This is a genomic window from Hyphomicrobium sp. CS1BSMeth3, assembly GCF_900117415.1.
Classification (GTDB): domain Bacteria; phylum Pseudomonadota; class Alphaproteobacteria; order Rhizobiales; family Hyphomicrobiaceae.
Genome location: NZ_FPEI01000006.1, coordinates 1,248,083 through 1,273,982 on the forward strand (window position 1 = coordinate 1,248,083; position 25,900 = coordinate 1,273,982).

Genomic DNA, 25,900 nt, shown 5'->3' on the forward strand with positions numbered 1-25,900 from the left:
TGGCCTTCGCGTTACGAAAATTGAGGGCGGTTACATTGCCGATTCGCGTCGGCGCCGGAAGTATGGCCCGGCGCAAAGGGCGACGGTGTGGCCAGCGCGCCGGGAAGGTTTCGGACCCACGCCCTCCAGTTTCGTAGTTTTGGAACCTGGCTACACCCTCCCCGCACTAACACATAAACGCTCGAAGCGCTTTCCGCCTCCGCGCAATGCAGAACACCCCAAGAGGGCCAATTGATCCAACGGCCTTCATTGCCCGGAGGGACGGGTGCGGCCGCTCAAAATGCCATGGAGGCATGCCAGTGCACCCACTGCGGCGCCCTCACCACCGCCGGGGTCACCGGCCGGCCCATCTCCAGCGCAGGGTACGGCCCCCGACGCTCCTGCGCCAAAAGCCGCCAAGCATGGTGCTCGACGGCATCGGATGGCGCCTAGCCGAGCGGCTCAATGTTGTGGTTCATCCGAAACAGGTTCGCGGGATCGAAGCGAGCCTTCACCTGTCGCAACCGGCGATAGTTTACGCCATAGGCGGCAGCGAGAGCTTCGCTGCTCTCGTCGTGACCGAGATAGTTCACATAGCGCGCGGCGCCGAAAAACGGCTGCATACGGGAATACGTGTCGCGGGCCCAGGCGATGCAGCGTTCGTTGTCGGCCGGGCTCGTCCACTCGGACAGAACCAGCAGATTGTAGCCCTCAGCGCGATGCGGATAGGCCGTCTCGGTCGGTCCCACGCGGGTGGCTGCGCCGTGCATGTGCTCGATCAGCACCTGCCCCATGGGCGTCGGGCATTGCGCGAAGCAGGCGATCAAGGCGTCGATGGCCTCGTCGCTCAATTGTGCGAGGAAGCTCGATTTCCAATAGTTCAACGCCCCCTTCGGATATGCGGCATCGAGCATGCTGTTGAGCGCGGAGTACGCCATGGGCCCGAGAACGTCCATGACCGGCGTGCCGAAGGATTTCAGCGGGCGCATCGCCTTTTCGCCGTCAGCGAGCGGTCCACTGTGACACGTGACCATCGCCGCGAGCTTGTTGCCGTCCGGCGCATGGATCAGGCCGCCAAACAGGATGTGCTCGTCCGGGAGCGCGCGCGTGCTGTCGCGGAAGAAACGCAGGGTCTCGCGGGCGCGCTCGAAAGGATGGGCGACGAGACCGCCGGTGACGGTCGGCCCGACCGGGTGGAGCCGGAACTCGAATGATGTGACGATGCCGAAATTGCCGCCACCGCCGCGCACGGCCCAGAACAGATCGGGCTCCTCCGACGCGCTCGCGGTCACGACCTTCCCGTCCGCGGTGACCATCTCGACGGAGAGCAGGTTGTCGAGCGCGAGACCGTGCTTGCCCATCAGCCAGCCGAACCCGCCACCGAGCGTCAGGCCGGCGACGCCGGTGCTCGAAACCACGCCGCCCGTGACCGCGAGCCCGTGCAGTTGCGTCGCCCGATTGACCTCGGCCCAGGTCGTTCCGCCTTCGGCCCGAACGGTGCGCGCCCTGGCATCGACGTGAATACCCTTCATGAGCGACAGGTCGATCATCACGCCGCCGTCGACAGTCGCGCGGCCGGCGACGTTGTGGCCGCCTCCGCGCACGGCGAGCTCGAGCCCGAGCTTGCGGGTCAAAGCAATGGCGTCCACGACATCGGCCACGCCACGACAACGGGCGATCAGGGCCGGGTGCTTGTCGATCAGCCCGTTGTGCACCCTGCGCGCCTGATCGTAGCCCGCATCCTTCGGCTGCAGCAGCTCTCCCGTGAATGTCGGCGCCAGCGCAGCGGTGGCCTCGGTGATGGCTGATATCGAAGACATGACGATCTCCTCGTGCAACGGCTCGGACCATGCTTCCGCCGATTGCAAGGACAAGCAAAATCAAAGATTTCATCCCAAGGTGAGGGATATTCATCTAGTGTGGCGATCGAGAAATTCGCCGCATGTCGGGACACGGTGTCGCTCGGGACGCCAGCATCGAGGTGTGGCGAGCTTCGGCATCGGGACACTAGATTGCCGCCCATGAGCCAGCTACCACCCTTGATCGAGCTGCGAGCGTTCGAGGCTGCGGCGCGCCACCTCAGCTTCAAGCAGGCCGCGGCTGAGCTGGGCGTGACGCCGACCGCGATCAGTCACCACATCCGGTTGCTGGAGCGCTATTGCGGATGTCCGCTGTTTCGCCGCCGACCGCGCCCCCTGTCACTGACGGAACCCGGCGAGCGCCTGTTTCCCGCTATCCGCGATGGGCTCACGATCTTCGCCGGAGCCATTGCGGCGGTGAAGCAGGATGCGGGCGGCCGCCCCTTGCGCATTACGACAACCAACGCGTTCGCCCACTGCTGGCTGGTTCCGCGGCTGCCCGGCTGGGGCAAGTTGCGACCGGATGTGCCGATGGAGGTCATTGGCACGGACGCCGTGCTCGACCTCAAGCGGCGCGAGGCCGACGTCGCAATCCGATACGCTCGAACGGCGCCTGTCGACGGGGTCGCACAACTCCTGGCGACGGATTCGTTCTACGCTTATTGCCGCCCCGCCCTGAAGGCCAAGCTGCGCCGCGTCACCGACCTGCATGGTCAGGTGCTCGTGCACGCCTTCTGGTCGCCGAGCGATACCGAGGCGCCGACCTGGCAGAGGTGGCTGGCCTTGGCGGAGCAGCGATGGAAGAATGTGCCCGCGGCGAAGGAGATGCAGCATCTGAGCTTCCGGGAGGAGCTGCACGCTCTTGAGGCGGTCCTGTCCGGCCAAGGCATCGGCATTTTCAGTGATGTCCTAGTGGCGTCGAAAGTTGCAGACGGCACGCTCGTGAAGGCTTTCGACCTACGCCTGCCGGGCTACCAGTTCCACCTCGTCCACGAGGCCGACCATCCGCGACAGCAGATCATTCGCGCCTTCGCGAGCTGGCTCGGCTCAACTGTTGCTTCCGGCCGCACGGACTAGGCTCCCCTCGGATCTAATGTCCGCTCATCAGCCATCCGTGGCAACGACCACAACCAAGGCCGATGCCGCCTCCGACGTCAGGGCGGTGACCTTGTGTGGGATGGTCGAATCGAACTGGACGCAGTCGCCGGGGTTCAGAACCTCAATCCGCCGTCCAATCTGCAGCTCGATGCGCCCCGTCAAGACAAAGAAGATCTCTTCGCCATCGTGATGGCTCATGATCCGCGCACGCCCCGGCCTCTGACCCGGTCTCAGGACGAAGGCGCGCATAACTCGATCCGGCCCGCCGGCGACCATGGAAAGATAGTCCCGCGGATCACCGGCCTTGCCGTTCTTGGCCCGCACGACACTGATCGGATCCTCTTGGGATGGCTGGCCGAAGAGCTGCTCGACACCAATCCCAAGTGCTCTCGCTATCGTCATAGCGGCACCGATGGACGGGTTCGACAGGCCGCGCTCAACCTTGGACAGGTAGCTTCGGGTGAGACCCGATTGCAGCGCAAGCTGCTCCAGCGTCATGCCGGCTTGCACGCGCAATAGCCTTAGATTGTGGAGCATATCTTCATTCAACGAAGCAAATACAAGGGAACTGCCCTCATACACCGGCAGCTCCCGATCTGCCAGCGGTCCAATGGACCGCTTGCCCCTAGATATCGAGGACAAGCCGCGGGCCTGCGCATCCAGCGACACATACCATGACCTCGTGCTGGCGCTGCATCGGCGACAGCACGCTGTCATTGTGGATCGGTGGCCCCTCCAGCCAACGCGTCCGGCACGAGCCGCAGATGCCACCGGCACACGAGACAGACACGTCGGCCTCCAGCTCCTCGAGGGCGCCCACCAAGCCGATTTCCGGCCGGACGACGATCTCCTTTTTGCTTTGAGCAAGAACGAGCGTGTAGGGGGCCGCATTGTCGTCGCGCGCAAACGCAGGCGGCGTGAAGCGCTCGACGTGCTTTCGTTCGGCGGGCCAGCTCGCCGTTGCCGCATCGAACGCATCCAGCATGGACGTGGGTCCACAGCAGAAGGCACCGGCCTCGTCGCCATATTGTTTCAGGATGGCCGCAAGGCTCGGCCGTGGCTCGATTGCAGTATTGTAGAGATGCACATGCCCGTCGGCGAAGGCGTCCGCGACCATCCCCGGCAAAACCGGATGGCCCGAGCTCGCCCAATGAAGCACGTAGTTCGTCCGGCCCTTCTCCCGCAGATCGCGAATGGCCGAGACGAAGGGCGTGACGCCAATGCCGCCCGCGATGAACACATTCAGCGCCTGATCGTGGGTCTTGAGCCCGCCTCTCGGGAGGGACACGCCGAGCGCCGTGCCGACGCGGAGCTCCTCGTGCACGAAACGAGAGCCACCACGGCCGTCAGCCTCGCACTTGACCGCAATCTCGTAGCGCCGATTGTCCGTCGGCTCGTTGCACAGCGAATAGGTGCGCACCAAGCCCTTTGCCAGATGCAGGTCGATGTGCGCACCCGGCCGGAACGGCGGCAGCTCCCAGTCATCGGGATCGGCAAGAACGAGGCGCTTCACGCCCCTCGCCGGCTCATCGACGGCGGTCACCACGGTCTGAACCGTCTTGATCGGTTTTGCCATTATTCGGGCCGCACGATATCGCCGACGCGCACGACGCCACCAACCAGGATCTTACAGTTCAAGCCCGAGCGATGGATGAGCGGATCGAACACGGGCTTCTCCAGGATCTCCTCGATGTGCCGGCACGGAAACGACAGGCGCGTCGCCTCGAGCAGGGTCGCGCCAAGCCAGAAGCGGCGCCCGACGAGATGATTGAGCGGCACGCCCTCGACCGTGACGTTGCGCCGGTGCTCGTGCGGCAATAGCTTGATCTTCGCGTCGCGCTCGATGGCCTCCAGCGTCTCCATCTCGAAGAGCGTGACCTGCCGCCCTTCCTCCGGCTTGTGCGAGTAGAAGCCGGCTTCCTGGCCGATCATGTAGCGATCGCCCTCGATGCCGCGCCCTGCGACCAGCGTGAGCTCGTTGAAGGATTTCATCGGCAGGAAGGCGCGCGGCGTGGCGTGCAGGTATCGCACGACACCGCTCCACGTGGGCTTCACCTGCTGCATTGATGTTGGTTGCACGTTCATTGAGACGAAGCTCCGAGGCAGGGAACTAGAGGGACGAAGTGCCGTCCGTACGGATGACGCGAGGCTTGGCAGGTGCTTGCAGCTCAGCGCCCGTGAGGTCTTGAAGACCTGCCAGCGTCAGCCCCTCGAGCATGGCATCGACGACGAGCCCACCCGCTGTGACGTCGATGATCGCGAGGTTGGTGAAGATGCGCGAGACCACGCCCACGGCGGTCAGCGGGAACGTGCACTTCTTGACGATCCTCGGCTTACCCTCGCGCGTGATGTGATCCATCATGATCCAGATGGCCTTTGCGCCGACGGCGAGATCGACGGCACCACCGACCCCGGGTGGCGCGCCGTCGCTGTCACCTGTGCTCCAGTTGGCCAGGTCGCCTTTGGCGGAGACCTGGAAGGCGCCGAGAATGGCGATATCCAGATGGCCGCCGCGCATCATCGCAAACGACGTGCTCGAGTCGAAGTACGAGCCGCCCTCCCTCAATGTGATCGGCATTTTGCCGGCGTTGATGAGATCCCAATCCTCTTCGCCCGACGGCGGCTTGGGGCCGACATTCAGGATACCGTTCTCGCTGTGCAGGATCACACCGGTGTCCGCAGGCAGGAAGTCGGCGATCTGCGTCGGCGCACCAATGCCGAGGTTGACGAAACCTTCGGTGGGCAGGTGCAAGGCCACCATCTTCGCCAAGTCCGCGCGCGCGAGCACCTTCATTGCAGCCCCCTCTCGAATACGCGATCGACGAATATGCACGGCGTCACGATGCTCTCGGGATCGAGCTCGCCCACCTCCACGATGCGATCGACCTCGATGGCGACGGTGCTCGCCGCCGTTGCCATCACCTGGCAGTGATTGCGCGCCGTCATGTTGTAGGTGACGTTGCCGAACGCGTCCGCGCACTTGCCCTTCACGAAGGCGAAGTCCGCCTTCAGCGGAAGCTCGAGCAGGAAATCGCGGCCGCCGACATTGATCTTCTGCTTTCCGTGCTCGAAGACGGTGCCGACACCCACCGGCGAAAGAAATCCGCCGAGCCCCGCGCCGCCCGCGCGAATGCGTTCCACGAGCGTGCCTTGCGGCACGAGCTCCAGCTCCACGGTGCCGGCGCGATACTGCTCCGCGAAGACCTGCGCCGCGCGAGGATAGGAGCAGACGATCTTCCTGACGATGCGCGCCGCAAACCAGAGCGACAGATCGCTCTCGTCGGAGCCCGCATTGTTGGAGATGACCGTGAGCTCGCGCACGCCGGTGTCCAGCACGGCCTTGATCGTATCGCGCGGCAGTCCGGCACCGCCGAAACCGCCCACCATGACCGTGTGGCCGTCCTTCAATCCGGCGACCGCCTCACGCGCGTCCTTTACGACAACGTTTCGCACAATTCCGCCCCTGCTATTGATGATCGAAGCCCGATGCCACGGGGTAGTCCTTCGCGAGCCCGCGGCCGATGCGATCCAGAAGCATCTGATTGGTGCCGTCGCCGTAGGCTGCCATGCGCACCTCGGCCTGGAGCATGCTCAGGCGATGTGCGCCTGACGTTCCGACCGCCCCCATGGCACGAATGCACTGATCGACACCCCACAACGCCGTGTCCACGGCGAACGTCTTGCATTGCGCGGCAAGCGTGACGATCGGCTCGCCGCGTTCGACGCACTCGGCAGCGCGAAAGACCAGCGCATTGGCAGCTTCGAGCCTGGTCGCCACCTCGGCGAGCTCCCACCGCAGACCCTGATGCCCCAGCAGCGGCTTGCCGAAAGCGTGTCGCCGATCACAGTAGGCCACGGCCTCGGCGAACGCGGCCTCGAGTGTCGCCACGCACATGGCCGCGACGTGGACGCGCGCCGCGTTGATGCCGCCCATGGCCGTCTTGAAAGCTTCGCCCGGCGGCACGAACAGCGCCCACGTCGGCACGAAGTGATCCTCGAAGCTGATCTCGGCAAAGCGGAAAGAGCGCGCGCCAGGCACCATGATCTCGCGCCGCGTCACGCTCGACGCGCCGTCGAGGCGCACGAGGAAGCTCGCCATGTTGTCGCCGCGATCTGCGCCCTCGACGCGCGCCAGGACAATAAGGGCGTTGACCATCAGCCCATTGGTCAACCAGGCCTTGGTACCATTGAGGCGCCAGCCACCTTCGGCCGGCGTCGCCGTCGTGGTGAGCGCGGCGACGTCGCTACCGCCACCAGGCTCCGTCATCGCGATCGTTGCAAGGATGTCGCCGCTCAGCATCCCTGGCAGCAACTCCTCTTTCTGGCGCGCGCTTCCCGTCTGCGACAGCCGCGTCAGCGATCCTTGATGATGGTTCATGCAGAAGGCCGCAGCGAAGCTGTGCCGCGCCATCTCCTGCGCAACGCGGATCTTGCAGAGGAAGGAGGCCGCATGGCCGCCGTCCTCCCGTCGCGCCTGGAGACCCAGCATGCCCTCCTGCGCCCAGCGCCTGTACCAGTCCGAAGGAAAGGGCTCTCCACGCATGTACGCATCATGAGCCTCGGAGGAGAAGGCGCCGGCGCAGAAGTGCCGCGCCTTGTCGACGAACGATCGTTCCTCTGCGGTGAGCACACGGTCGTATTGCGCGTAGAACTGCATTGGACGATCCCCATTCCTTCCCGACCGTCGCCGGCCTCTTATCGAGCCAGCGGCGTCTTATTCTCCTTGGCCCACTTGTTCCAGAAGTCTACTTCCTCGCCGACTTCTTTGGCGAACTTGTCGGCAGTGGATCCGCGAATGGGTGATGCGCCGATCTTTTCGAGCTGCGCGACGAACTCCTTGTTCTGCATCATGGCATCGAGCGCATCGCCGACCTTCTTGACGACGGCGGGCGGCAAGGCTGCCGGCCCGACGATCCCGAACCACGGCGAGGGATCCCTGAGCTTTCCGCCGCTTTCCTCGACCGTCGGCAGATCCGGGAGACCAGGCGAACGCTCCGAGCCCGCGATGGCGAGCGCCTTCAGCTTGCCACTCTTCACGTGCTGGGCCACCGTCGCCTCGGTGAAGAAGCCGACCTGAACTGTCCCGGCAATCGTATCGATGATCGGCTGCGCACCACCGGGATAGTTGATGAACGTCATCTTGGTATCGTTCAGCATGTCGAAGAACATACCGCCGATATGGGACGACGTTCCGAAGGTCCCACCCGTGTTCACCTCACTAGGGCGGGCCTTGAGATAGGCAATGAGGCCCTTCACATCGGATACAGGCACGCCGGGATGCGCCACAATCAAGCTGCGCTGCCTCGCGACCTTGCGAATGAAGGTGAAGTCTTTGACCTGGTCGTATGCAAGGTTGCCGTTCATGGCGAGAGCGCGTGTCTGCGCCGATTCCACGCTCACGAGCAGCGTGTAGCCATCGGGCTTGGCTTTGACGACACTGGCTGCCGCGATAACGCCGCCGGCTCCGCCCTGGTTCTCGATAATGACGGGCTTTCCAAGCTCGGCCGACAAGCTCTGGCCGATGACGCGCGCGATAATGTCGGTGGGGCCACCCGGCGGGAAACCGACCACCAGTTTGACCGGCTTTGATGGATAGTCGTCAGCCGCCAGCACCGCAGTAGTCGATGCAGCGAGCGCGACTGCCATCAGCAGCATCTTCGACATCTTCATAAATCGCCTCCGGTGGAAAGCCTTCGCCAGATGCGCAATCTAGCTCCGCGAGGACACAAAGTGTCAATAACGAAACTCATGTCATCCCCTGCGCAAGACTTGAGCCGATTGCTCGGCGAACCGGCACGCGGCCTGGATTTGGTGCAATGGCACGCCAAACAGGCACGATCTGCTCGATGTTTTATCGATTAAACAGAGTTATCCTGCGCTTCTCCGCGTTGAATTGCGGCACTGCAATATGCAGATTGCGCTCGACATGATGCGGTGACGTTCGCATAGCTTGACAGGGTCAAAGGAATAGACGATCGGTCTAATAAGGCACGATCGCTTCCAATCTCCCCACCGGATACCCGCCGCGATGGCAAGAAAAGCCGTTCCTCCGAAGCCCAATGCGCGCGAGATCGGATATGCCTCGACGCGCGATGTGCTCATTCGCTGCGGGATGGAGCTTCTGACCGAGCAGGGATTTGCGGCGACGGGACTCGACGCCGTTCTGAAGCGCGCGACGGTGCCCAAGGGCTCGTTCTATCACTACTTCCAGAGCAAGACGGATTTCGGCGAAGAGGTGATGAAGGCCTACGACGCCTACTTCGTGCGCAAGCTCGATCGCGCGCTCCTCAATGAAAGTCGCGCGCCGCTCGATCGCATTGCCGATTTCGTCGCTGACGCCAAGTCAGGTATGGCGCGTCACCGCTACACGCGCGGCTGCCTCGTCGGCAATCTCTCGCAGGAACTGGAAGCATTACCCGCCGACTACCGCAAAAGCCTGGATGCCATCATCTCCGGCTGGGAAGCGCGGATCGCGACGTGCCTCCGATTGGCACGCAAGCAGGGCGCCATCGCACGCACAGCCGACTGCAATGCTCTGGCTCAGTTCTTCTGGATCGGTTGGGAGGGGGCGGTCATGCGCGCCCGCCTGGTGAGAGGGCCGGGGCCCCTCGAAACCTTCTTGAACGGCTTCATTCGCGGCTTGCCGCGCTAACCCGCGATCCAGTCGCGCTGAGGGGTGTCTCGTGATCGAAGCAATTCTCGTAGAGAAGGACGAACGTGGCTACCGCGCCCAAGCGACCACAGTTCGCGAAGACCAGCTTCCTGAAGGCGAGGTCACCGTCCGCGTCGAATACAGTACGCTCAACTACAAGGATGGCCTCGCCATCACGGGCAAGGGCCCGGTCGTGCGCTCGTTTCCTATGGTGCCTGGCATCGATTTCGCAGGCGTGGTGGAAACGAGCACGGATCCTGAATTCTCAGCCGGCGACCGCGTCATCCTGAATGGTTGGGGTGTCGGCGAGCAGCACTGGGGCGGACTCGCGCAGAAGGCCAGGGTAAAGGGCTCCTGGCTCATCCATCAACCATCGTCGATCTCGTCGCGTGAGGCCATGGCCATCGGTACGGCCGGCTATACCGCCATGCTGTGCGTCATCGCGCTGGAGCGCTTCGGACTGACGCCAAAGCATGGGCCTGTGCTGGTCACCGGGGCGAACGGCGGCGTCGGCAGCTTCGCCATTGCGATCCTTTCGGGCCTTGGCTACCGCGTTGTCGCGGCGACGGGACGCGTTTCGGAAGCGGCCTATCTCGAGGGACTCGGCGCTACCGAGATCATCGATCGCGAGCAGCTCTCCAAGCCGGGCAAGCCTCTGCAGAAAGAGCAATGGGCCGCCGCCATCGACTCCGTCGGCAGCCACACCCTGGCCAACGTGTGCGCCGGGCTTCGTGCGGATGGCGCTGTCGCAGCCTGCGGCATGGCGCAGGGGCTCGATCTGCCCTCATCCGTTGCACCATTCATCCTGCGCGGCGTGAGCCTGCTCGGCATCAATAGCGTCACACGCCCGCGGGAGGAGCGTGCCGAAGCTTGGCGCCGGCTTGCCGCCTCACCCGGCGCCATGGGCCTCGCCCGGGCCACACGCGAGATCGCCCTCCGCGATGTGCTTGCAGCGACCGAAGAGCTCATGGCCGGCAAGCTGCGCGGACGCGTCGTAGTCAACGTGTGGAAATGACGAGCAGCGTGGCCAGCCGCGTGAAAGGGGATGCTCCATGATCGCCATTCGTAGTCCTTCCGATTTCTGGGCAGGCCTCCTGTTCATCTTCTTCGGCTCGCTGTTCCTGTATCACGCCCGCGGGATGGATTTCGGATCGGCGCTCCGCATGGGGCCGAGCTTCTTCCCGATCATCCTCTCCGGCCTCCTGGTCCTCATCGGCATCATCACGATCGTTCGCTCGGTCATTGTCGGCGGTGAGCCGATTACGAAACTCGCGCTCAAAGGCATGTTGGCGATCACCGCAGCCGGCTTGCTCTTCGCCGCATTGGTTCGCGGTGCCGGCATCATCTTCGCGGTGCCAGCGCTGACCCTGATCTCCGCTGCCGCGAGCGAACGCTTCCACTGGCGGACCGCACTGATCATGGCGGCCATTCTCACGATCTTCTGCGGTGTCGTCTTCGTCTACGGGCTCGGCGTGCCAATGCCCGTCATCGGGACCTGGTTCGTCGAGTAAGCACCATGGACGTCATCACCGACTTGATGCTGGGTTTCGGGACGGCCATCACGCCCCTCAACCTGATGTACTGCCTGGCCGGGGTTTTCCTCGGCACGTTGATCGGCGTGCTCCCGGGCCTCGGGCCCGTTGCGACGATCGCCATGCTACTTCCGGCAACTTTCGGGCTGCCTCCCGTATCGGCCCTGATCATGCTCGCGGGCATCTATTACGGCGCACAGTACGGCGGCTCGACGACGGCGATCCTGATCAATCTGCCGGGAGAGTCGTCCTCCCTCGTAACAGCGCTCGACGGCTACGCCATGGCCCGCAAGGGCCGGGCCGGCGTCGCGCTCGCAACGGCCGCGATCGGATCTTTCTTCGCCGGCACCGTCGCCACGCTCCTCATTGCGCTCGCAGCACCACCACTTGCCGAGATCGCCCTCAAGTTCGGTCCGCCGGAATACTTCTCCCTGATGGTGCTCGGCCTCCTGGCCTCGGTCGTGCTTGCGCACGGTCCGCTGCTCAAAGCGATCGGCATGATCGTTCTCGGCCTTCTTCTCGGCCTCGTCGGCACTGATCCGAACGCGGCCGTGCAACGCTTCACGCTCGGCGTCCCGGAACTTTCGGACGGCCTCAACTTCGTCGCCGTGGCCATGGGGATGTTCGGGCTCGGCGAGATCATCAAGAACCTCGAGAACGAGAGCGATCGGTCCGCCCTGGTGGGCAAGCTCGCAAACATGATGCCCACGCGAGAGGACTGGAAGCGCATCGTGGGTCCTATCGTGCGCGGCACTGTCGTTGGATCCGTGCTCGGCATCCTGCCGGGCGGCGGCGCCATCCTGTCGTCGTTTGCCGCCTATTCGCTCGAGAAGAAGATCTCCCCTCGCTCCGATGAGTTCGGAAAAGGGGCCATCGAAGGCGTCGCCGCGCCCGAGTCGGCCAACAATGCCGGCGCGCAGACGTCCTTCATTCCCATGCTCACGCTCGGCATTCCTTCGAACCCGGTGATGGCGCTCATGATCGGCGCCCTCATCATTCACGGCGTCCAGCCGGGGCCGTCGGTGATGACGGAGCAGCCCGCTCTCTTCTGGGGGCTCATCGTGTCGATGTGGATCGGAAATCTGTTCCTGATCATCCTGAACCTGCCGCTGGTCGGGGTATGGGCGCGGATGCTGATGATCCCCTACCACATACTCTTTCCCGGCATCATGGTGTTCTGCGCCGTCGGCGTGTTCAGCCTGAACAACACGCCATTCGATCTCTATGTAATGGTGGTGTTCGGATTGCTCGGTTACATCCTCATCAAGCTCAATTGCGAGCTGGCGCCGATGCTGCTCGGCTTCATCCTGGGGCCGATGATGGAGGAATACCTGCGCCGCTCGCTCACGCTCTCCCGCGGCGACCCCATGATTTTCCTGCATCGCCCCATCAGTGCTGCGTTGCTCGTGCTCGCCGCCGTCGCCTTGTGCCTCGTGCTCTTTCCATGGTTCCGCAGAACTCGAGCCGCGGCATTTGCGGAAGATTGAACCTCCGCACGCGATCGATGGTTCTCAGCAACCGGTCAGATGCTGATCAGGTCGCGTAGCTGTCGACCTCGATGACCGCTTGTGCAAATGCGTTTGGTGCTTCCTGGGGCAAGTTGTGCCCGATGCCGCCCGTGATGGTTCGGTGCGTGTATCTGCCGGAGAACTTCTTGGCATAGGTGCTCGGGTCAGGATGCGGCGCACCGTTGGCATCGCCTTCGAGGGTAATGGTGGGCACCCTGATCACCGGAAATTCGGCGAGCCGCTTCTCGAGATCGTCATATTTTGGCTCGCCTTCGGCGAGGCCCAGCCGCCAGCGGTAGTTGTGCACGACGATCGCCACGTGGTCCGGATTGTCGAACGCCGCGGCGCTGCGATTGAACGTGGCGTCACTAAAGGCCCACTTCGGTGATGCGATCTGCCAGATGAGTTTTGCGAAGTCGTGCGTGTATTTCTCGTAGCCCGCGCGGCCGCGCTCGGTGGCGAAATAAAACTGGTACCACCATTCGAGCTCGCTCTTCGGCGGCAAAGGCATCTTGCCGGCGTCCTGGCTGCCGATCAGATAACCGCTCACGGACACCATGCCCTTGCAGCGCTCCGGCCAGAGCGCAGCCATGATGTTGGCGGTCCGCGCGCCCCAATCATAGCCGGCGACGATCGCCTTCTCGATTTTGAGGGCGTCCATCAAGGCGATGATATCGACGGCGATGACCGACGGCTGGCCGTTGCGGAATGTCGCGCTCGAAAGAAAGCGCGTCGTGCCGTAGCCCCGCAGATAGGGGACGATCACCCGGTAGCCCGCCGACGCGAGCAGCGGCGCGACATCGACGAAGCTGTGAATGTCATAGGGCCAGCCGTGCAGAAGGATGACCGCAGGGCCGTCGGCGGGGCCCGCTTCGGCGTAGCCCGTATTCAGGACACCGGCATCGATCTGCCTCAGCGAGGCGAACGATGTGTTCGATCCTGGCTTGATTTTGGGGAGATCTGCACGCTTCGTCCTGGTTTGCGCCTCCGCAGAGCCGATCGGAGCAAGCTTGGCGGTAGCAATGGCGAGGGCGCCCACAGCCGATGTACCGAGAAAGCGGCGGCGGGTCGGTGGTGGCGTTTTCGCAGGCATGGCGATGCTCCATGGCCGGAGTGCCGGTCTCCTTGCTTCAAAGAAATCGGCCCTGGCGAGGCGATCAGCCGACCAGCTTCCAGGACGCAGCGTGGCCTCCATAGGTCGACCTGGAGTGAGCGTGCCCTGCGAAGCAGACCAGCTCTCGACCGCGCCGAGGATCGGTACAAACCCCGGATCGATGTCACCCCGGCATCCGGATACGTTTATCGACCTGACTCAGGTCACTGCTCTGACGACCTCTGCGCACCGCCGGCAAGGCCGTTGCGACGAAGCGCCAGGAGGCCGGCGATGGCGACCGCGGTGAAGGTTGCGCCGGCCAGGAACGTACCTTGCGGACCGATGACGTCCCAAAGGGCACCGGCGATGACGCTGGCTGCCAGCAGCGCGAGGCCGGTCATGAGATTGAACATGCCGTAGGCCGTACCACGCAGCTCCGCTGGCGCAGTATCGGCGACGAGCGTCGCGAGCAGGCCCTGCGTCAGCCCCATGTGCAGTCCCCACAGGACGACGCCCAAGGCGACACCGACGATGCCGCCGGACAAGGCGAGAACGATGTCGGCAACGATCAGAAGTGTAAGTCCTGCGATCAGAATGGAATGACGGTCGACCCGATCGGAGAGGACACCGGCTGGATACGCGGCAAGAGCGTAGACGATATTCATCAGCACCATCACGGCGGGAACCAGCGCGATCGGCAGTCCGACCGACTGTGCCCGCAGGATGAGAAAAGCCTCGCTGAAACGGGCCAGCGTGAAAACCGTCGCGATGCCGACGACCCACCAGTAGTCCGCGCCGAGCCGGACCAGCTCTACGCGGCTCAACGGCGACATGACCTTGCGCAGCTCAGTCGGCCGCTCGGGCTCTTTGACCGCGAAGGCGATCAGGCCGAAGGCGAGGAAGGCGGGAATGACGGCGATCCAAAACACAGCCTGGAAATTGTTGGCCGTCCAGAGCATCAGCAGGATCGCGAGCAGCGGGCCGACGAAGGCGCCAATCGTATCGAGAGATTGTCTGAGCCCGAAGCTTGCGCCGCGCACCTCGGGCGAAGCCAGGTCGGCAACGAGCGCGTCGCGAGGCGCGCCGCGCACGCCTTTGCCGACCCTGTCGATGAAGCGGGCGGCGATCAGCCAGGAGAGGCTCGGCGCAAGCGGGAAGATCGGCTTGGTGAAGGCCGCCATGCCGTAGCCAAGAACGGCAAGCCCTTTGCGTTTGCCCAGCCAGTCGGACAATGCACCGGAGAAGATCTTGGTGATGGCCGCGGTCGCCTCGGCAATGCCTTCGATGATGCCGACCGCCAAGGTCGAGGTGCCGAGGACGGTCACCATGTAGATGGGCAGCAGCGCGTGGATCATCTCCGATGAGATGTCCATGAGCATCGAGACGAAGCCGAGAACCCAGACCCCCGCCGGGATTTGCTTCAAGTTGCCCTTGATCGATTGTGATACCGCCATGGCGAGCCCAGCATTGAACTTCATTGCCACATCAGTGTTGCGCACCTGCAGGGAGGCTGTTGAGGGCCAGCCGCGTCGATACCACCGACCGATGGCACTTCCGCTCATCAACCCGTAGCGAAGAGCGACTTGTCGAGACAATTGTGGCGAACAGCGGTGATTGTCCGCTGTTCGCCACATAAATAGTACTTGGTGCGAAGCATATGTCGGAAATTCGAAGGCACGAGCAGCGATGGACATCCCCCAAGATCTCGACGAATTGACTGCTCTTTTCGAGAAGCTCGGCGCGAGAGAACCCGCATTGTGGGCAAGATCGCAGCTCGAGGAAGGAATTCCTCAGCTTCAGAGGTTCCTGTTTCTGAGGCAAGCGTGGCGCGACGTCGTTTGCGAGAACGATACGAGCTGGATGCAGGCCCATATTCAAAGGGCACAGAAAAATCCTGATGCGCCTTACGCCGGTGTGGGGCACGCGCTGCGGAGGTGCCTCGACAGTGGGGCGTCCGCTCAAGACCTCAATGACATAGTGCGCGGGATGCAAGCAGAGTTGCTTTTTGGCTTCTGCTATTTGTTGGGCGACCCGATGTTCACCGAGGATGAACTCGCAGAGCTGGGGTGGGGACTGTTTGAAGTGGACGGCGATGGCAAACCAGTTCGGCCCATCGGCGGTCTACACGAATCAGTGCTTGATACCGATCCGACGGGCCGGGAAATGCGGCCGCGCAAAGAACCTAGCTGAGAGCGGAAGATGAGCGACTTCGCGAACTAGCGCAAAATGACTCTGAGCAAGGCGTTCGCCCCAAACAGCCAAGCGCGGCCGATCCATTATCTCAGCTTCGGCGATCGCGAGACGCGCGCGCACCCGGCCCTCGAGATCCTCCGGCGCGAGCGCGCGCCCGAGAGCGGCGAGCTTCCCGCTCATATGGCGAATGTCATCGGCCAATGCGGCGCAGGCAGGGCAGGTCTCGAGGTGTGCCGCCATCTCGCGGCGAGCCTCGGGCGCCAATTCCTGATCGATATAAGCGCCGATAAGTTCGGCGGCGCTGTCACATCGCATTGCTCTCATCTTCCGTCTCGATGCGTGTCAAAATTTTCCGCAGCTCGGCGCGTGCCCGGGCGAGCCGCGACATCACCGTACCGATCGGCACACTCGTCAGGTCGGCAATCTCGCGGTAGGACATGGCTTCGAGCTCACGCAGCACGATGGCCTCTCGGAAGATCGGTGCCAGCTCGCTCAGCGCCCGCCTAAGAGTCGCCTGCTCGCCCGAGCCGATGACGACCTCCTCCGCCGATGCACTGTCGTCCGGCACTTGCCAAACCGCCGCTTCGCCCGACTGCCTGTCGAAAAGCGCCGCGTCGAACGAGATCACATTCCTGGCACGCTTGCGGTCGCTGAGCCTCCGGAACGCGACGTTGCGAACGATCTTCATCAGCCAAGGGCGTATGTCGTCGCCTCGGAAGTCATGGAAGCTGCGATAGGCTCTCAGATAGGCATCCTGCATCGCATCCTCGGCGTCAGCGCGATGGCGCAGGAGCCAGAACGCCAAATTGTATGCCGCGTCCATGTGGGGCAGCGCCAACTGCTCGAAGCGAGCGCGTTCTGTCATCGAGTTGTCACTTGCCGGACGTGCAGCGTTCATGGGTCAGATCCACGAGCCTCGCGCTTTATTCCCGCAAATTCGTGATCACTGTTTGCGCTGCGCGCGTGGTCGCCGGGGAATAAACGCGGCTGCCACGGAGTCTCCCCAGTGCGGCGCGATCGAGAGGATGCGCGCCGACAATTCACGGGAGGTAAGCCATGCCCCTGCTGTCACGCCGCGACGTCATCGCGTCAGCGGCTCTCGCCGCTGCGCTCGGTGTCGGCGCGCCCGTCACGTTGATCACGCCCGCACAGGCACAGAAAACGCCACCTCCGGCCACGCCATTCCGCAGGTTTGCGGTCGGCACCTTCGAGTGCACGGCTGTCTACGACGGTATCTGGGAAAAGCCGCACGATCCGGCCTTCATCAAGAATGCCAGCGTGGACGACGTGAAGCGCGCCCTCCGAGCCGCAGGCCAGACGGACGAGTTCGTGCCGATCCCCTTCATACCGCTCGTCGTGAGCACCGGACGCGACCTCGTTCTCTTCGATGCCGGCACGGGCGGACAGGTGCAGCCGACTGCCGGCACGCTTCTCGACAACATGAAGGAAGCGGGGCTCGATCCGGGCAAGATCACGACGATCATGATCTCTCACTTCCACCCCGATCACATCTTCGGCTTGATGGAGAAAGGCTCGAACGCCGCACTATTTCCCAATGCCGAGATCGTCGTCTCGACGGCGGAGTACAAATTCTGGACCGACCCCGCAGTCATCGAGAAGCTGCCCGAGGCCCGCCGCCCGCTGGCGAAGCGCATCCAGTCCACCTTCCCGGCGTGGAAGAACGTCCGGCAGGTCGACGGCGAAATGGAGGTCGCGCCCGGCATACGTTCGATCGCGACGCCGGGGCACACCCCCGGCCACATCGCTTTCCACATCGCGTCGGGCGGGGAGCAGATGATCTACTCGGGCGACACGTTTTACCAACCCGCTCTGTCGCTCAGGACGCCCCACTGGCATGGCTCGTTCGATCAGGACGGGCCGCTCGCCGAGAAATCTCGCCGCGCACTGGCAGACCGCATCGTTGCCGACAAGGTCCCGGTCGCTGGCTATCATTTCCCGTGGCCGGGAGCCGGCGTCCTGGAGAAGGACGGCTCTGGATATGCGTTGACGCCCGCCAAGGCGTGAAGCGTGCGGTGTTGCAATCCACGGCCAAGAGGAGATCGACATGTACGTCATGAAATGCGTGCTCGCGGTCTGCGCCGCCATGTTGTTTGCGGCCCAGATCGCGCTGGCGGTGGACACGCCCGTAACGACGGACGCCCCCGACCTGACGGCGGTCCGCGCCAAGATCAAGGCCAAGGACTTCAAGAGCGCGCTTGCCGACCTGTCTGGCATGGTCGACCGCGGGGTGCAGCACGCCGATGTGTACAATCTGCTGGGCTTCAGCCTGCGCAAGACCGGTGACTACGCCAAGGCGCTGACCTTCTACAAGAAGGCGCTCGACTTCGACGCCAACCACAAGGGCGCACACGAGTACCTGGGAGAGCTGTACGTCGAGACCGGCCGGCTCCCCCAAGCCAGAGAGCATCTGGCTATCCTCGAAAAGCTCTGCCCCAAGGGCTGCGAGGAGCTCGAAGACCTCGCGAAAGCCATCGCCGATGCCACGCCCAAGACCAACTGAGCGGTTTTCCTCATGAGTGCCGCTTTCTCATCATCTGTCCCGGCTGCAGGCCTTGCCATCGGCCGCCTGTTGCTGGCTGCCTTGTTCCTCCTGGAGGGTTGGAGCAAGCTGAGGGGCTACGACGCGGCGGTCGCCTACATGAATCGTTTCGGCGTCTCCGGCGCCCTGCTGCCGGCAGTCATCGCGCTGGAGCTCGGTGGCGGCCTGATGATCGCCGTGGGCTGGCAGACTCGGCTTGCGGCTGCGGCACTGGCGGCGTTCTGCATTCTGACGGCCGTTATCTTCCACGGCAATGTCGCCGATAGAAGCCAGATCCTTCACTTCGAAAAGGATCTGGCCATTGCCGGCGGTTTTTTGGTGCTGGCGGTTGCGGGCGCCGGGCGTTGGTCGGTTGACCACGCGGCCGGACGTTAGCGCGGTTCTGCTCACAGAATGATGTCGCTGGCCTGCCCACTATTGTCCGCCTGAACGCCGGCCGGATTAGCCGCTGGACATTTCGCTGAGCCGCTTGTGGAGCGCCACGCGATCGAGCGCATCGAAAGACAGTTGCATGAAAATGCGCATCTGACGTTCGATTGCCGACAGAGTTTTGCCGTATTCCAATCGTCGCTCCCACACCTCGCCTTTCGCTTTGGTGGGGTCGGGATAGCGCCAATGAGAGGAAACTGGCGCGCCGGGCCAGGCGGGGAACTCCTTGCTCGACGCTGTGTCGCTGAGCGTAAACACGAAGTCCAGGATCGGTGCATCGGCTCCAGTGAACTCTTGCCAGTGCTTGGGATGCAATCCTTCCGTCGCATAGCCGGCGTGATCCAGCACTTCAATCGCAACAGGATCAATCACATCACTCGGCTCTACGGCCGCGCTGAAGGCGCGAAATTTTCCATTGCCTCGCTTATTGACCACGGCTTCGGCCATGACGCTGCGGGCCGAGTTGCGGCGCGATATGAAGAGCAAATTGTAGGCCCGGTCCATGATATGCCCCATCGCTGCTGCAAACGCGAAACACGATGTGCGTTGTCATAGTTCCGGGTTCGGGGGCGAGCTGAACCCATTGGGACCTGTCGCTGCCGCCACGCGAGCTGCTCCCAGCGGACAGCGCTTCCTCCCACACGCGCCTTGCTTCCTGTGGCTCTGACCCAGCATCAGGTGACCGGAACCGACTGAACGCGGGCGATTGAAGCCTGTTTCGGGCCATATGCCGACCGGGCAGTGGACTTTGAGCGATGCCACTGCGGGCTATGGCAGGGAGCCATCTTGTCTGGCCGGTCCGCCCCGCGCGCCACGCGGGATCCTGAACATTCTGCTCGCGACCAGACGCGCTTCGTGACACTATTGTGAAGGTTCAGTGTCAGTCCATTGAGGCGTGAAATAGCGCATGAGATTGCTCTGGCAGACGCGGTCAAACCCGCTCGCTTGGTGGTGGGCCTTCTTGACGCTCGCCAGCAGCGCGAACATTACGCTCTGGTTCCTGCTGTATTGGGAGTTCCACGGCCAGACCATTAAAAGCGCGAGCAGCGCATCCGGCATGCCGCTCATGGTCTTTCTGTCTGCTGCTTATGTTTTTGGCTGCGCCTTCCGGTCGGTTCTCCCGCGCGCGGATGTGCAGCGAATTTGCTTGTTCGATACCTGGCTGTCGAGTGTCTTCATCGGTCGAACTGTCGCGACTGTAGCGGAGGTCTGCTTCGCGACGCAGTGGGCCATCGTCCTGAGCGAGCTTGCCGGCAAAGCGGGCTTGGACACGATAGGAGGCCTCTCCTACGGGATCGTACCTCTGATCCTCGTTGCACAGTGCTGCTCATGGTACGGTGTTTTGACGACCAACTATCTGGCCAATGCCATCGAAAATTCAATCTGGGCAGTTGTTTTTCTCTCGATTGCGATCGGCCTGTGCCAATTGCTTCCGGAGTTCAACGGTGAGGTCCGCATAGGTCTTGCCGTCGCAATTTCCGGCATCGCGGGTTATCTCTATTTTCTCGTCACTATCGACGTACCGATGTACCTCAATCGCTGGCGCCTAGGGCTCTCTGTTGGCCACAACACTCTGAGCCCACTCGAGGGTCTCCGTGACGCGCGGACACGCTGGATAGTGACGCATGATTTCGCGCAATGGCGGGACGAGATTGCCTGGATGTCGCTGTACTTCACAGCGGCAGTGTGGGCCAGTCTCGCGCTTTGTTTCGCTTACGCGCTCATCGCGGTCCATTGATATTGTGCCCTAGAGGTCGCGCTCGCCTGGGCCACGAAGCTGCGATCGGACGCTCGGCTGGAAGCTTACGCGCGTGTTGTCAAAGTCGAGAGCTGATCGGTGTCATAGCGGTTGCGCAGATCGGCGAGCGCTTTTGGATCCGGCGCACCCTGCGCCGCGAGCTTCGCGAGCTCTTCGAAATAATGCTCGTGGCCGGGCGGAGAAACGGTCATCAGCACGCGTGCCGGCTTCTCACTGACATTCGTGATGTTGTGGGGCACCCCCGGCGGGATGAACAGATAGGTTCCCGGCGTTGCGCGGATCGTCTTGTCGTCCACATGCCACTCGCACTCGCCTTCGAGCAGGTAGAAGGTCTCCTCCTGCACCCGGTGAACATGCCGCCCGGTGGCGAACCCCGCGGGGATCGTCCAGTCGAACATGCTCGTGTGCTTGGTATTTTCGCCGGTGACGAGGAAGTTCATAGGATGACCACGCAGCATGACCCCCTTTGTCTCCCCGGGCATGCGAATGACGGCATGAGCGCTCATATGATCCTCCTTCGACGGGGGGCTTACTGCCGCAAGCATTTGTGCAACATCGGCGGCCCCCGCGGGGAAGTCGTGAACCCATTCCCAAAAATTTGCTAAAAGACACGCATGACAGTCAGGGTTGGCCTCTACCAGTTCGGCCCGTTCCGCCTCGACCCGGAGGCGGGCATTCTCTTTCACGGGGGCGAGCCGACCATGCTTGGCCAGCGCGCCGTCGCGCTGTTGCGCCGGCTGCTCGAAAACGCGGGCGCACCGGTGTCCAAGGACGCGCTGGTCGAGGCCGGCTGGGGCGGATTGGCGGTCGCCGATAACAATCTGACGGTTCAGATCGCAGCCCTGCGCCGGGTGCTGGCCGACACCGGGGATGCCGCGAGCTGGATCGAAACACTGCCGCGCCGCGGCTATCGCTATGTCGGGCCGGCTGTTGCCACCCGCGTCCCGGATGCTTCGGCTGCCGCCGCCCTCGCGTCGGCACCGACCTTGCCTGAGAAGCCCTCCATCGCGGTCCTGCCCTTCTCGAACTTGAGCGACGATCCGCAGCAGGCGTACTTCGCCGAAGGGATGGTCGACGACATCATCACGGGTCTTGCTCGCATTAAATGGTTGTTCGTCATCGCGCGGAACTCGACCCTCATCTACAAAGACCGCGCCGTGGACGTGAAGCGGGTCGGCCGCGAGCTCGGCGTGCGCTATGTGCTCGAAGGCAGCGTGCGCAAGGCCGGCCGTAGCGTGCGCGTGACGGGGCAGATGATCGATGCATCGACCGGTGCGCACGTCTGGGCCGAGCGCTACGACCGCAGCTCCGAGGACATTTTCGCACTTCAGGACGAGATCGCACTGTCAGCGGTGGGCGCGATTGCGCCGAGCGTGCGGAAAGCCGAAATCGAACGCGTCAGGCGGAAGCGACCGGACAGTCTCGACGCTTACGATCTCGTGCTGCGGGCCCAACCTGACGTCGATTCAGGTATGCCCGAGCAAGTAACGAGAGCGCTGGCACTTCTCGAGCGGGCGATCGCACTCGAGCCTACTTATGCGCTTGCGCATGGCAATGCCGCGATGTGTCACCATTGCTTGTTTCTTCGTGCCGGCCTGCAGGAGGTCAACCGTGCCGCTTCGATCCGCCACGCCCGATCAGCCATTGTCTATGGGCAAGACGATGCGCTGGCTCTGACATGGGCCGCCTTTTCCATCGGCATGGACGAGCACGATCGCGCCGCAGCATTCACGGCATTGGAAGCTGCGCTCGCCATCAGCCCCTCTTCGGCGCTGACCTACATTCTCGGCAGCGTCATTCTCGGATGGGGCGGCGAAGCCGAACGCGCAATAGAATGGAGTGAGTGGGGTATGCGGCTAAGCCCCTTCGATTCGTGGGTTTGGGCCGCGTTTGACGCGCAAGCAATGAGCCATTTGCTGCGCGGCCGCTATGAGGAAGCTTGTCGAGCAGCCTACAAGGCCGTTCAAGCCAATCCGGCACACAGCATCACTTACGTGCAATTGGCCGCTGCGCTGGCCAAACTTGGCCGGCTGGACGAAGCGAGGGCGGCGGCCGCGCGTGTGCTCGAGCTCCAGCCAGCCTTTCGCTACAGCCGCCAGTTTGCCGGCGTAGACTGTGCGCCAGCCCTTGCGGAAGCGCTCGGTGGTGCGCTGCAGGCCGCCGGGCTGCCGGAATAGCGCGGCATCGAACAGCTTATGTCCTTCCGATCGCCTTTCGATTGGCGGCGTGGGGAACGCCGACCGCGCTCGGTTTGTGGAGTGCCCGCGATGAACTTGCGCGAATGCCCTCGGCCGACCGCGCCTAATCCTCACCAAGCCCTGCTTTTTGGAAGCCCTCCAGGAAGTGCTCCATGAGCTGCGGCGTCTGGTAGGGAACGTTCGCCCTGATCCAGGAGAGCGATAGTTGCGGCTGCTCCCGCCGGATGATCGTCAGAAGGGACCGTGCCTCGTCGACGCGCCCCGCCTGTGCCAAGCTCGCACACAACAAACGTCGCGAACCCTGAAAGCCCGGGCGCAGCCGCTGAGCCTCGAGCGAGCACTCGATGGTTTCCGCATACCGCCCGGCCGCATAGTGAGCGACCGCGATAGCGCCGAGGAACAGCGCCATCTCCGGATCGAGCGGACTGAGCCGGATGGCCTCTTCTCCGTGCTCTATGGCCTCGCGATCGCGACCTGCAAAAGCAAAGCCGCGACTGAGATGGGAATGGGCGGCCGCCGAATTCGGATTGAGGCTGACCGCTCGACGAAATGTCGCGATCGCCTCGTCCGTGCGCCGCTCCATCATGGCCCAGTAGGCGAGCGCGATGTGGCCCCAGGGATGGCGATCATCGAGCGCGATCGCGCGAATGGCCTGCTCCCGGCCGGGCATCAGCCCTCGCTCACGGTCGATCCAGCCCATATGCGTTGCAAATACCTGGCAGAATGCCAACAGACCGCGCGCCGGCGCGTACTCCGGATAGGCTTCCACGGCGCGCTTCAGAGGTTCGACGGCCGCCGCGCAGTCTTCGCGTGTTAAACGCCAGAAGCATGTTTGCGCGCGGGCAACCAGTTCCCAAGCACCTAAGTCGTCGGCAGAACGCGAAAGCGTGCGAATGCCTTCGGCCGCGAGCAAGTGGGGTTCGATTGCCGCAGCGACACTGCGGGTGATCTCGTCCTGCACGACGAACATGTCGCCGATCTGCCGGTCGTATCGCTCGGCCCAATGATGGGCCCCGGTGATCGCATCGACGAGCTGCGCGCTGATACGCAGCCGATCGCCGTCGCGGCGCACGCTGCCTTCGAGGACATAACGGACGCCAAGCTCACGCGAGACCTGGCTCACATCGACAGCGCGGTCCCTGTAGATGAAGGTCGAGTTGCGAGCGATGACGAACAACCATCGGATGCGGGCAAGACCGGTGATCAAGTCCTCGGAGAGCCCATCCACGAAATAGTCCTGACCGGCATCACCGCTCATATTGATGAAAGGTAGTACGGCAATTGAGGGACGGTCAGGGAGTGGCAGAAAGGCAGATGCCCGTGGAGGCAGATGCGCACTGACGATGCCCGCGCCTTCGTCTTCGCGGACATCACCGACAAAGCGGAGGCCCTTGCGGGGCAATGTCCGGATCAATCGCTGTTTATGGCCGGTATCGCCGATCGCACTGCGGGCAGCATTGATCCGGTTGAAAACTGCGGACTCCGAAACGACGCGTCCCTGCCAGACCGCGGCCAGGAGCTCATCCTTACTGACGACGCGATCCCGGTGTTGGACCAGGTGAACAAGGAAATCGAATACCTGAGGCTCGACTGCGACCAGCGCAGCCCCTCGGCGCAGTTCGCGGCAAGCTGTGTCGAGCACACAATCTTCGAATAAGTAGCGCACGAGCCCAATCCCTGGTCGCTCGAGACTGGCCGCAAGCCTAGCACACCACTCCCAGAGGCAAAATGGAAGGACGCCTAAGGAAAAATGGAGGATACCCTGAGGGCGGGTTCGCGGACTTTCTGGCACGGTGGCAGCAGTGCGATCGCGAGGAGGACCGCCATGAACCTGCACAAGCCCACCATCCTGTGCGTCGCGGCGCTGTTGCTGGGTGTATTGGGAGCAGCTCCAATATCGTCGATCGCAACCGCACAGCAAAAACTTGAAATCAAAAGCGTCGCCGAGAAGAAACTCAAGCAACTGCCGCTCGGCCCGCTCTTCTGGCGGGTTGAGAGCTTTCCGACTCTCGGACAGGCGCAGGCCGCAGCGGGCGACACGTCACTGGCTGCCGAGGTCTCGGGCGAGGTCTGGCTCTTCACGCTCGGCCCGAAGGGAGGCGCGACACCCGGCGGCAGCAAGGTGGCGGAGATCGGGCCGGTTCCCCTCATCACTGCCAATGAATATCTTCTACGCATCAATCACGCGTTCGGGCCCCCCGGCACCAAGACACCCGTACACACTCATCCAGGGTCCGAAGCCTTCTACGTTCTTGCTGGCCGCCTCGGTCAGCGAACGCCGCACGGCGTCAGCTACGCCGAGAGCGGCCAGTCCATGAACGGACATGGTGCCGACATGCCGATGGAAGTCTTCAGTGCCGGCACATCCGATCTGGACCAGCTCGTCATGTTCGTGGTGGACGCCGCACGGCCCTTCTCGTCACCCGCCAAGTTGGACTGAGGTAGGTCTGCGCGCTGAACGGATTTAAAGTCGTTGAGCGCCCATCGCTGCGGTGTCGCAAGGGTCGCTTCCGGCCCGCGCCGAGCCGTCGGATGTCGTTTGCGTCACCGGCCTTACAAGCCGCTACTGGCAACCGGTGCGCGCAGCGGGCCGCACGATTGTCGCGGCTTGAAGTCGAACTGGACGAGCGCTCGCTGCGGCGGCATGGAGCGGTCGCCCTTGATCCGCTTCAACAGCAACTCCACCGTGCGCTCCACGATGTCGTCGGTGCTGACTCTGAGCGCCGCGATCGGTGGCACATGCGTCCTCGCAAAGTCCGGATCGCCGATGCTGATGATCGAGACATCATCCGGTATGCGGCACCCCACCATGCTGAGCAGAGGTCGCTCGGTCAGAATGAGATCAACGGTCGAAGCTCGCGGCAAGACAGGAAATCTTTCGTCAGCGATGCGATCCGCATTTGCCGCCTTCAATGGCACCAGGCTGGGGAGTTGCGGCTGCAGAAATCCGGATGCTATGCCTGATGTTCTTCGCGTATGCCCAGTCTAATGAACATGGCTGCGCCTACGCTGATTTTTGCGCGTGAGTGTCCAACCAAAT

At 63.1% G+C, this 25,900-nt stretch carries 27 protein-coding genes and 1 pseudogene; 12 read left to right on the plus strand and 16 right to left on the minus strand.

Going from position 1 to position 25,900, the window contains the following annotated elements:
* Nucleotides 1-428 precede the first annotated feature (428 nt).
* Complete coding sequence (locus tag CS1BSM3_RS20895; protein WP_072390402.1) at nt 429-1,799, minus strand: FAD-binding oxidoreductase; 1,371 nt, start codon at nt 1,797-1,799, stop codon at nt 429-431.
* A gap of 201 nt (nt 1,800-2,000) precedes the next feature.
* On the opposite strand from CS1BSM3_RS20895, the gene CS1BSM3_RS20900 reads away from it, so the two are divergent.
* On the plus strand, nt 2,001-2,915 hold the full coding sequence (locus CS1BSM3_RS20900; protein WP_072390405.1) for a LysR substrate-binding domain-containing protein: 915 nt from the start codon (nt 2,001-2,003) through the stop codon (nt 2,913-2,915).
* Between the two features lie 27 nt (nt 2,916-2,942).
* On the opposite strand, the gene CS1BSM3_RS20905 is transcribed toward CS1BSM3_RS20900, so the two are convergent.
* The 7 genes from CS1BSM3_RS20905 to CS1BSM3_RS20935 are packed head-to-tail and all read right to left on the minus strand — an operon-like array spanning nt 2,943 to nt 8,606.
* Complete coding sequence (locus CS1BSM3_RS20905) at nt 2,943-3,518, minus strand: helix-turn-helix domain-containing protein (protein WP_244540578.1); 576 nt, start codon at nt 3,516-3,518, stop codon at nt 2,943-2,945.
* A 43-nt stretch (nt 3,519-3,561) separates the two neighbouring features.
* On the minus strand, nt 3,562-4,512 hold the full coding sequence (locus CS1BSM3_RS20910) for a PDR/VanB family oxidoreductase (protein ID WP_072390411.1): 951 nt from the start codon (nt 4,510-4,512) through the stop codon (nt 3,562-3,564).
* Nucleotides 4,512-5,021 (minus strand): MOSC domain-containing protein, encoded by a 510-nt coding sequence (locus CS1BSM3_RS20915; protein WP_072390414.1) that lies wholly within the window; start codon nt 5,019-5,021, stop codon nt 4,512-4,514. The genes CS1BSM3_RS20910 and CS1BSM3_RS20915 overlap by 1 nt, the downstream gene beginning before the upstream one ends.
* A 25-nt stretch (nt 5,022-5,046) precedes the next feature.
* The gene (locus CS1BSM3_RS20920) at nt 5,047-5,730 is read right to left on the minus strand and encodes a 3-oxoacid CoA-transferase subunit B (protein WP_072390417.1); all 684 of its coding nucleotides are present in this window, start codon (nt 5,728-5,730) and stop codon (nt 5,047-5,049) included.
* Nucleotides 5,727-6,389: a 3-oxoacid CoA-transferase subunit A gene (locus CS1BSM3_RS20925; protein ID WP_072390420.1), complete on the minus strand. Its 663-nt coding sequence runs from the start codon at nt 6,387-6,389 to the stop codon at nt 5,727-5,729. The genes CS1BSM3_RS20920 and CS1BSM3_RS20925 overlap by 4 nt, the downstream gene beginning before the upstream one ends.
* A 13-nt stretch (nt 6,390-6,402) precedes the next feature.
* Nucleotides 6,403-7,593 carry an acyl-CoA dehydrogenase family protein gene (locus CS1BSM3_RS20930; RefSeq protein ID WP_072390423.1) on the minus strand — a complete coding sequence of 397 codons (1,191 nt, stop codon included), beginning with the start codon at nt 7,591-7,593 and terminating at the stop codon, nt 6,403-6,405.
* A 38-nt stretch (nt 7,594-7,631) separates the two neighbouring features.
* Nucleotides 7,632-8,606: a Bug family tripartite tricarboxylate transporter substrate binding protein gene (locus CS1BSM3_RS20935; protein ID WP_083528775.1), complete on the minus strand. Its 975-nt coding sequence runs from the start codon at nt 8,604-8,606 to the stop codon at nt 7,632-7,634.
* A 358-nt stretch (nt 8,607-8,964) separates the two neighbouring features.
* Here CS1BSM3_RS20935 and CS1BSM3_RS20940 point away from each other — a divergent pair, with 358 nt between their 5' ends.
* The 4 genes from CS1BSM3_RS20940 to CS1BSM3_RS20955 are packed head-to-tail and all read left to right on the plus strand — an operon-like array spanning nt 8,965 to nt 12,607.
* Nucleotides 8,965-9,588, plus strand: a complete 624-nt coding sequence (locus CS1BSM3_RS20940; protein WP_072390426.1) for an acrylate utilization transcriptional regulator AcuR — start codon at nt 8,965-8,967, stop codon at nt 9,586-9,588.
* A 31-nt stretch (nt 9,589-9,619) separates the two neighbouring features.
* On the plus strand, nt 9,620-10,603 hold the full coding sequence (locus CS1BSM3_RS20945; RefSeq protein WP_072390429.1) for an acrylyl-CoA reductase (NADPH): 984 nt from the start codon (nt 9,620-9,622) through the stop codon (nt 10,601-10,603).
* Nucleotides 10,604-10,640: 37 nt separating this feature from the next.
* Nucleotides 10,641-11,099: a tripartite tricarboxylate transporter TctB family protein gene (locus tag CS1BSM3_RS20950; protein ID WP_072390431.1), complete on the plus strand. Its 459-nt coding sequence runs from the start codon at nt 10,641-10,643 to the stop codon at nt 11,097-11,099.
* 5 nt (nt 11,100-11,104) lie between these two features.
* Nucleotides 11,105-12,607, plus strand: a complete 1,503-nt coding sequence (locus CS1BSM3_RS20955) for a tripartite tricarboxylate transporter permease (RefSeq protein ID WP_072390434.1) — start codon at nt 11,105-11,107, stop codon at nt 12,605-12,607.
* 46 nt (nt 12,608-12,653) lie between these two features.
* Here CS1BSM3_RS20955 and CS1BSM3_RS20960 read toward each other — a convergent pair whose 3' ends face one another.
* Together CS1BSM3_RS20960 and CS1BSM3_RS20965 are read right to left on the minus strand one after the other, a co-directional pair.
* The gene (locus tag CS1BSM3_RS20960) at nt 12,654-13,721 is read right to left on the minus strand and encodes an alpha/beta fold hydrolase (protein WP_072390437.1); all 1,068 of its coding nucleotides are present in this window, start codon (nt 13,719-13,721) and stop codon (nt 12,654-12,656) included.
* Nucleotides 13,722-13,945: 224 nt separating this feature from the next.
* A complete protein-coding gene (locus tag CS1BSM3_RS20965) occupies nt 13,946-15,175 on the minus strand; it encodes an MFS transporter (RefSeq protein WP_244540640.1) in 1,230 nt (409 codons plus the stop codon).
* Nucleotides 15,176-15,407: 232 nt separating this feature from the next.
* Here CS1BSM3_RS20965 and CS1BSM3_RS20970 point away from each other — a divergent pair, with 232 nt between their 5' ends.
* Nucleotides 15,408-15,911, plus strand: a complete 504-nt coding sequence (locus CS1BSM3_RS20970) for a hypothetical protein (protein WP_072390443.1) — start codon at nt 15,408-15,410, stop codon at nt 15,909-15,911.
* A 307-nt stretch (nt 15,912-16,218) separates the two neighbouring features.
* Here the strand turns inward: CS1BSM3_RS20970 and CS1BSM3_RS20980 are convergent, their stop codons facing one another.
* Nucleotides 16,219-16,812 carry a sigma-70 family RNA polymerase sigma factor gene (locus CS1BSM3_RS20980; protein ID WP_210188816.1) on the minus strand — a complete coding sequence of 198 codons (594 nt, stop codon included), beginning with the start codon at nt 16,810-16,812 and terminating at the stop codon, nt 16,219-16,221.
* Between the two features lie 158 nt (nt 16,813-16,970).
* On the opposite strand from CS1BSM3_RS20980, the gene CS1BSM3_RS20985 reads away from it, so the two are divergent.
* From CS1BSM3_RS20985 to CS1BSM3_RS20995, 3 genes are all read left to right on the plus strand, one after another.
* Entirely contained in the window at nt 16,971-17,939 is a 969-nt protein-coding gene (locus tag CS1BSM3_RS20985) for an MBL fold metallo-hydrolase (RefSeq protein ID WP_072390449.1), read from the plus strand.
* A 79-nt stretch (nt 17,940-18,018) separates the two neighbouring features.
* Nucleotides 18,019-18,435 carry a tetratricopeptide repeat protein gene (locus CS1BSM3_RS20990; protein WP_244540641.1) on the plus strand — a complete coding sequence of 139 codons (417 nt, stop codon included), beginning with the start codon at nt 18,019-18,021 and terminating at the stop codon, nt 18,433-18,435.
* Nucleotides 18,436-18,447: 12 nt separating this feature from the next.
* Entirely contained in the window at nt 18,448-18,849 is a 402-nt protein-coding gene (locus tag CS1BSM3_RS20995; protein WP_072390455.1) for a DoxX family protein, read from the plus strand.
* 66 nt (nt 18,850-18,915) lie between these two features.
* On the opposite strand, the gene CS1BSM3_RS21000 is transcribed toward CS1BSM3_RS20995, so the two are convergent.
* Nucleotides 18,916-19,407 carry an arsenate reductase ArsC gene (locus tag CS1BSM3_RS21000; protein WP_244540579.1) on the minus strand — a complete coding sequence of 164 codons (492 nt, stop codon included), beginning with the start codon at nt 19,405-19,407 and terminating at the stop codon, nt 18,916-18,918.
* Between the two features lie 403 nt (nt 19,408-19,810).
* Between CS1BSM3_RS21000 and CS1BSM3_RS21005 the strand changes: the two genes are divergently transcribed.
* Nucleotides 19,811-20,641 carry a hypothetical protein gene (locus CS1BSM3_RS21005; RefSeq protein WP_072390458.1) on the plus strand — a complete coding sequence of 277 codons (831 nt, stop codon included), beginning with the start codon at nt 19,811-19,813 and terminating at the stop codon, nt 20,639-20,641.
* Nucleotides 20,642-20,706: 65 nt separating this feature from the next.
* Here the strand turns inward: CS1BSM3_RS21005 and CS1BSM3_RS21010 are convergent, their stop codons facing one another.
* Nucleotides 20,707-21,168: a cupin domain-containing protein gene (locus CS1BSM3_RS21010; protein ID WP_072390462.1), complete on the minus strand. Its 462-nt coding sequence runs from the start codon at nt 21,166-21,168 to the stop codon at nt 20,707-20,709.
* Nucleotides 21,169-21,276: 108 nt separating this feature from the next.
* Between CS1BSM3_RS21010 and CS1BSM3_RS21015 the strand changes: the two genes are divergently transcribed.
* Complete coding sequence (locus CS1BSM3_RS21015) at nt 21,277-22,839, plus strand: winged helix-turn-helix domain-containing tetratricopeptide repeat protein (RefSeq protein ID WP_072390465.1); 1,563 nt, start codon at nt 21,277-21,279, stop codon at nt 22,837-22,839.
* A gap of 124 nt (nt 22,840-22,963) precedes the next feature.
* Here CS1BSM3_RS21015 and CS1BSM3_RS21020 read toward each other — a convergent pair whose 3' ends face one another.
* Together CS1BSM3_RS21020 and CS1BSM3_RS28895 are read right to left on the minus strand one after the other, a co-directional pair.
* The gene (locus CS1BSM3_RS21020) at nt 22,964-24,088 is read right to left on the minus strand and encodes a tetratricopeptide repeat protein (protein ID WP_244540658.1); all 1,125 of its coding nucleotides are present in this window, start codon (nt 24,086-24,088) and stop codon (nt 22,964-22,966) included.
* Between the two features lie 213 nt (nt 24,089-24,301).
* Nucleotides 24,302-24,697, minus strand: a pseudogene (locus CS1BSM3_RS28895) (winged helix-turn-helix domain-containing protein); the annotation flags it as partial.
* Here CS1BSM3_RS28895 and CS1BSM3_RS21025 point away from each other — a divergent pair.
* Nucleotides 24,686-25,300: a cupin domain-containing protein gene (locus CS1BSM3_RS21025; protein ID WP_072390471.1), complete on the plus strand. Its 615-nt coding sequence runs from the start codon at nt 24,686-24,688 to the stop codon at nt 25,298-25,300. The pseudogene CS1BSM3_RS28895 and the gene CS1BSM3_RS21025 overlap by 12 nt on opposite strands.
* Before the next feature lie 113 nt (nt 25,301-25,413).
* Here CS1BSM3_RS21025 and CS1BSM3_RS21030 read toward each other — a convergent pair whose 3' ends face one another.
* Nucleotides 25,414-25,725 (minus strand): substrate-binding domain-containing protein, encoded by a 312-nt coding sequence (locus CS1BSM3_RS21030; RefSeq protein ID WP_143149305.1) that lies wholly within the window; start codon nt 25,723-25,725, stop codon nt 25,414-25,416.
* Nucleotides 25,726-25,900: the final 175 nt, after the last annotated feature.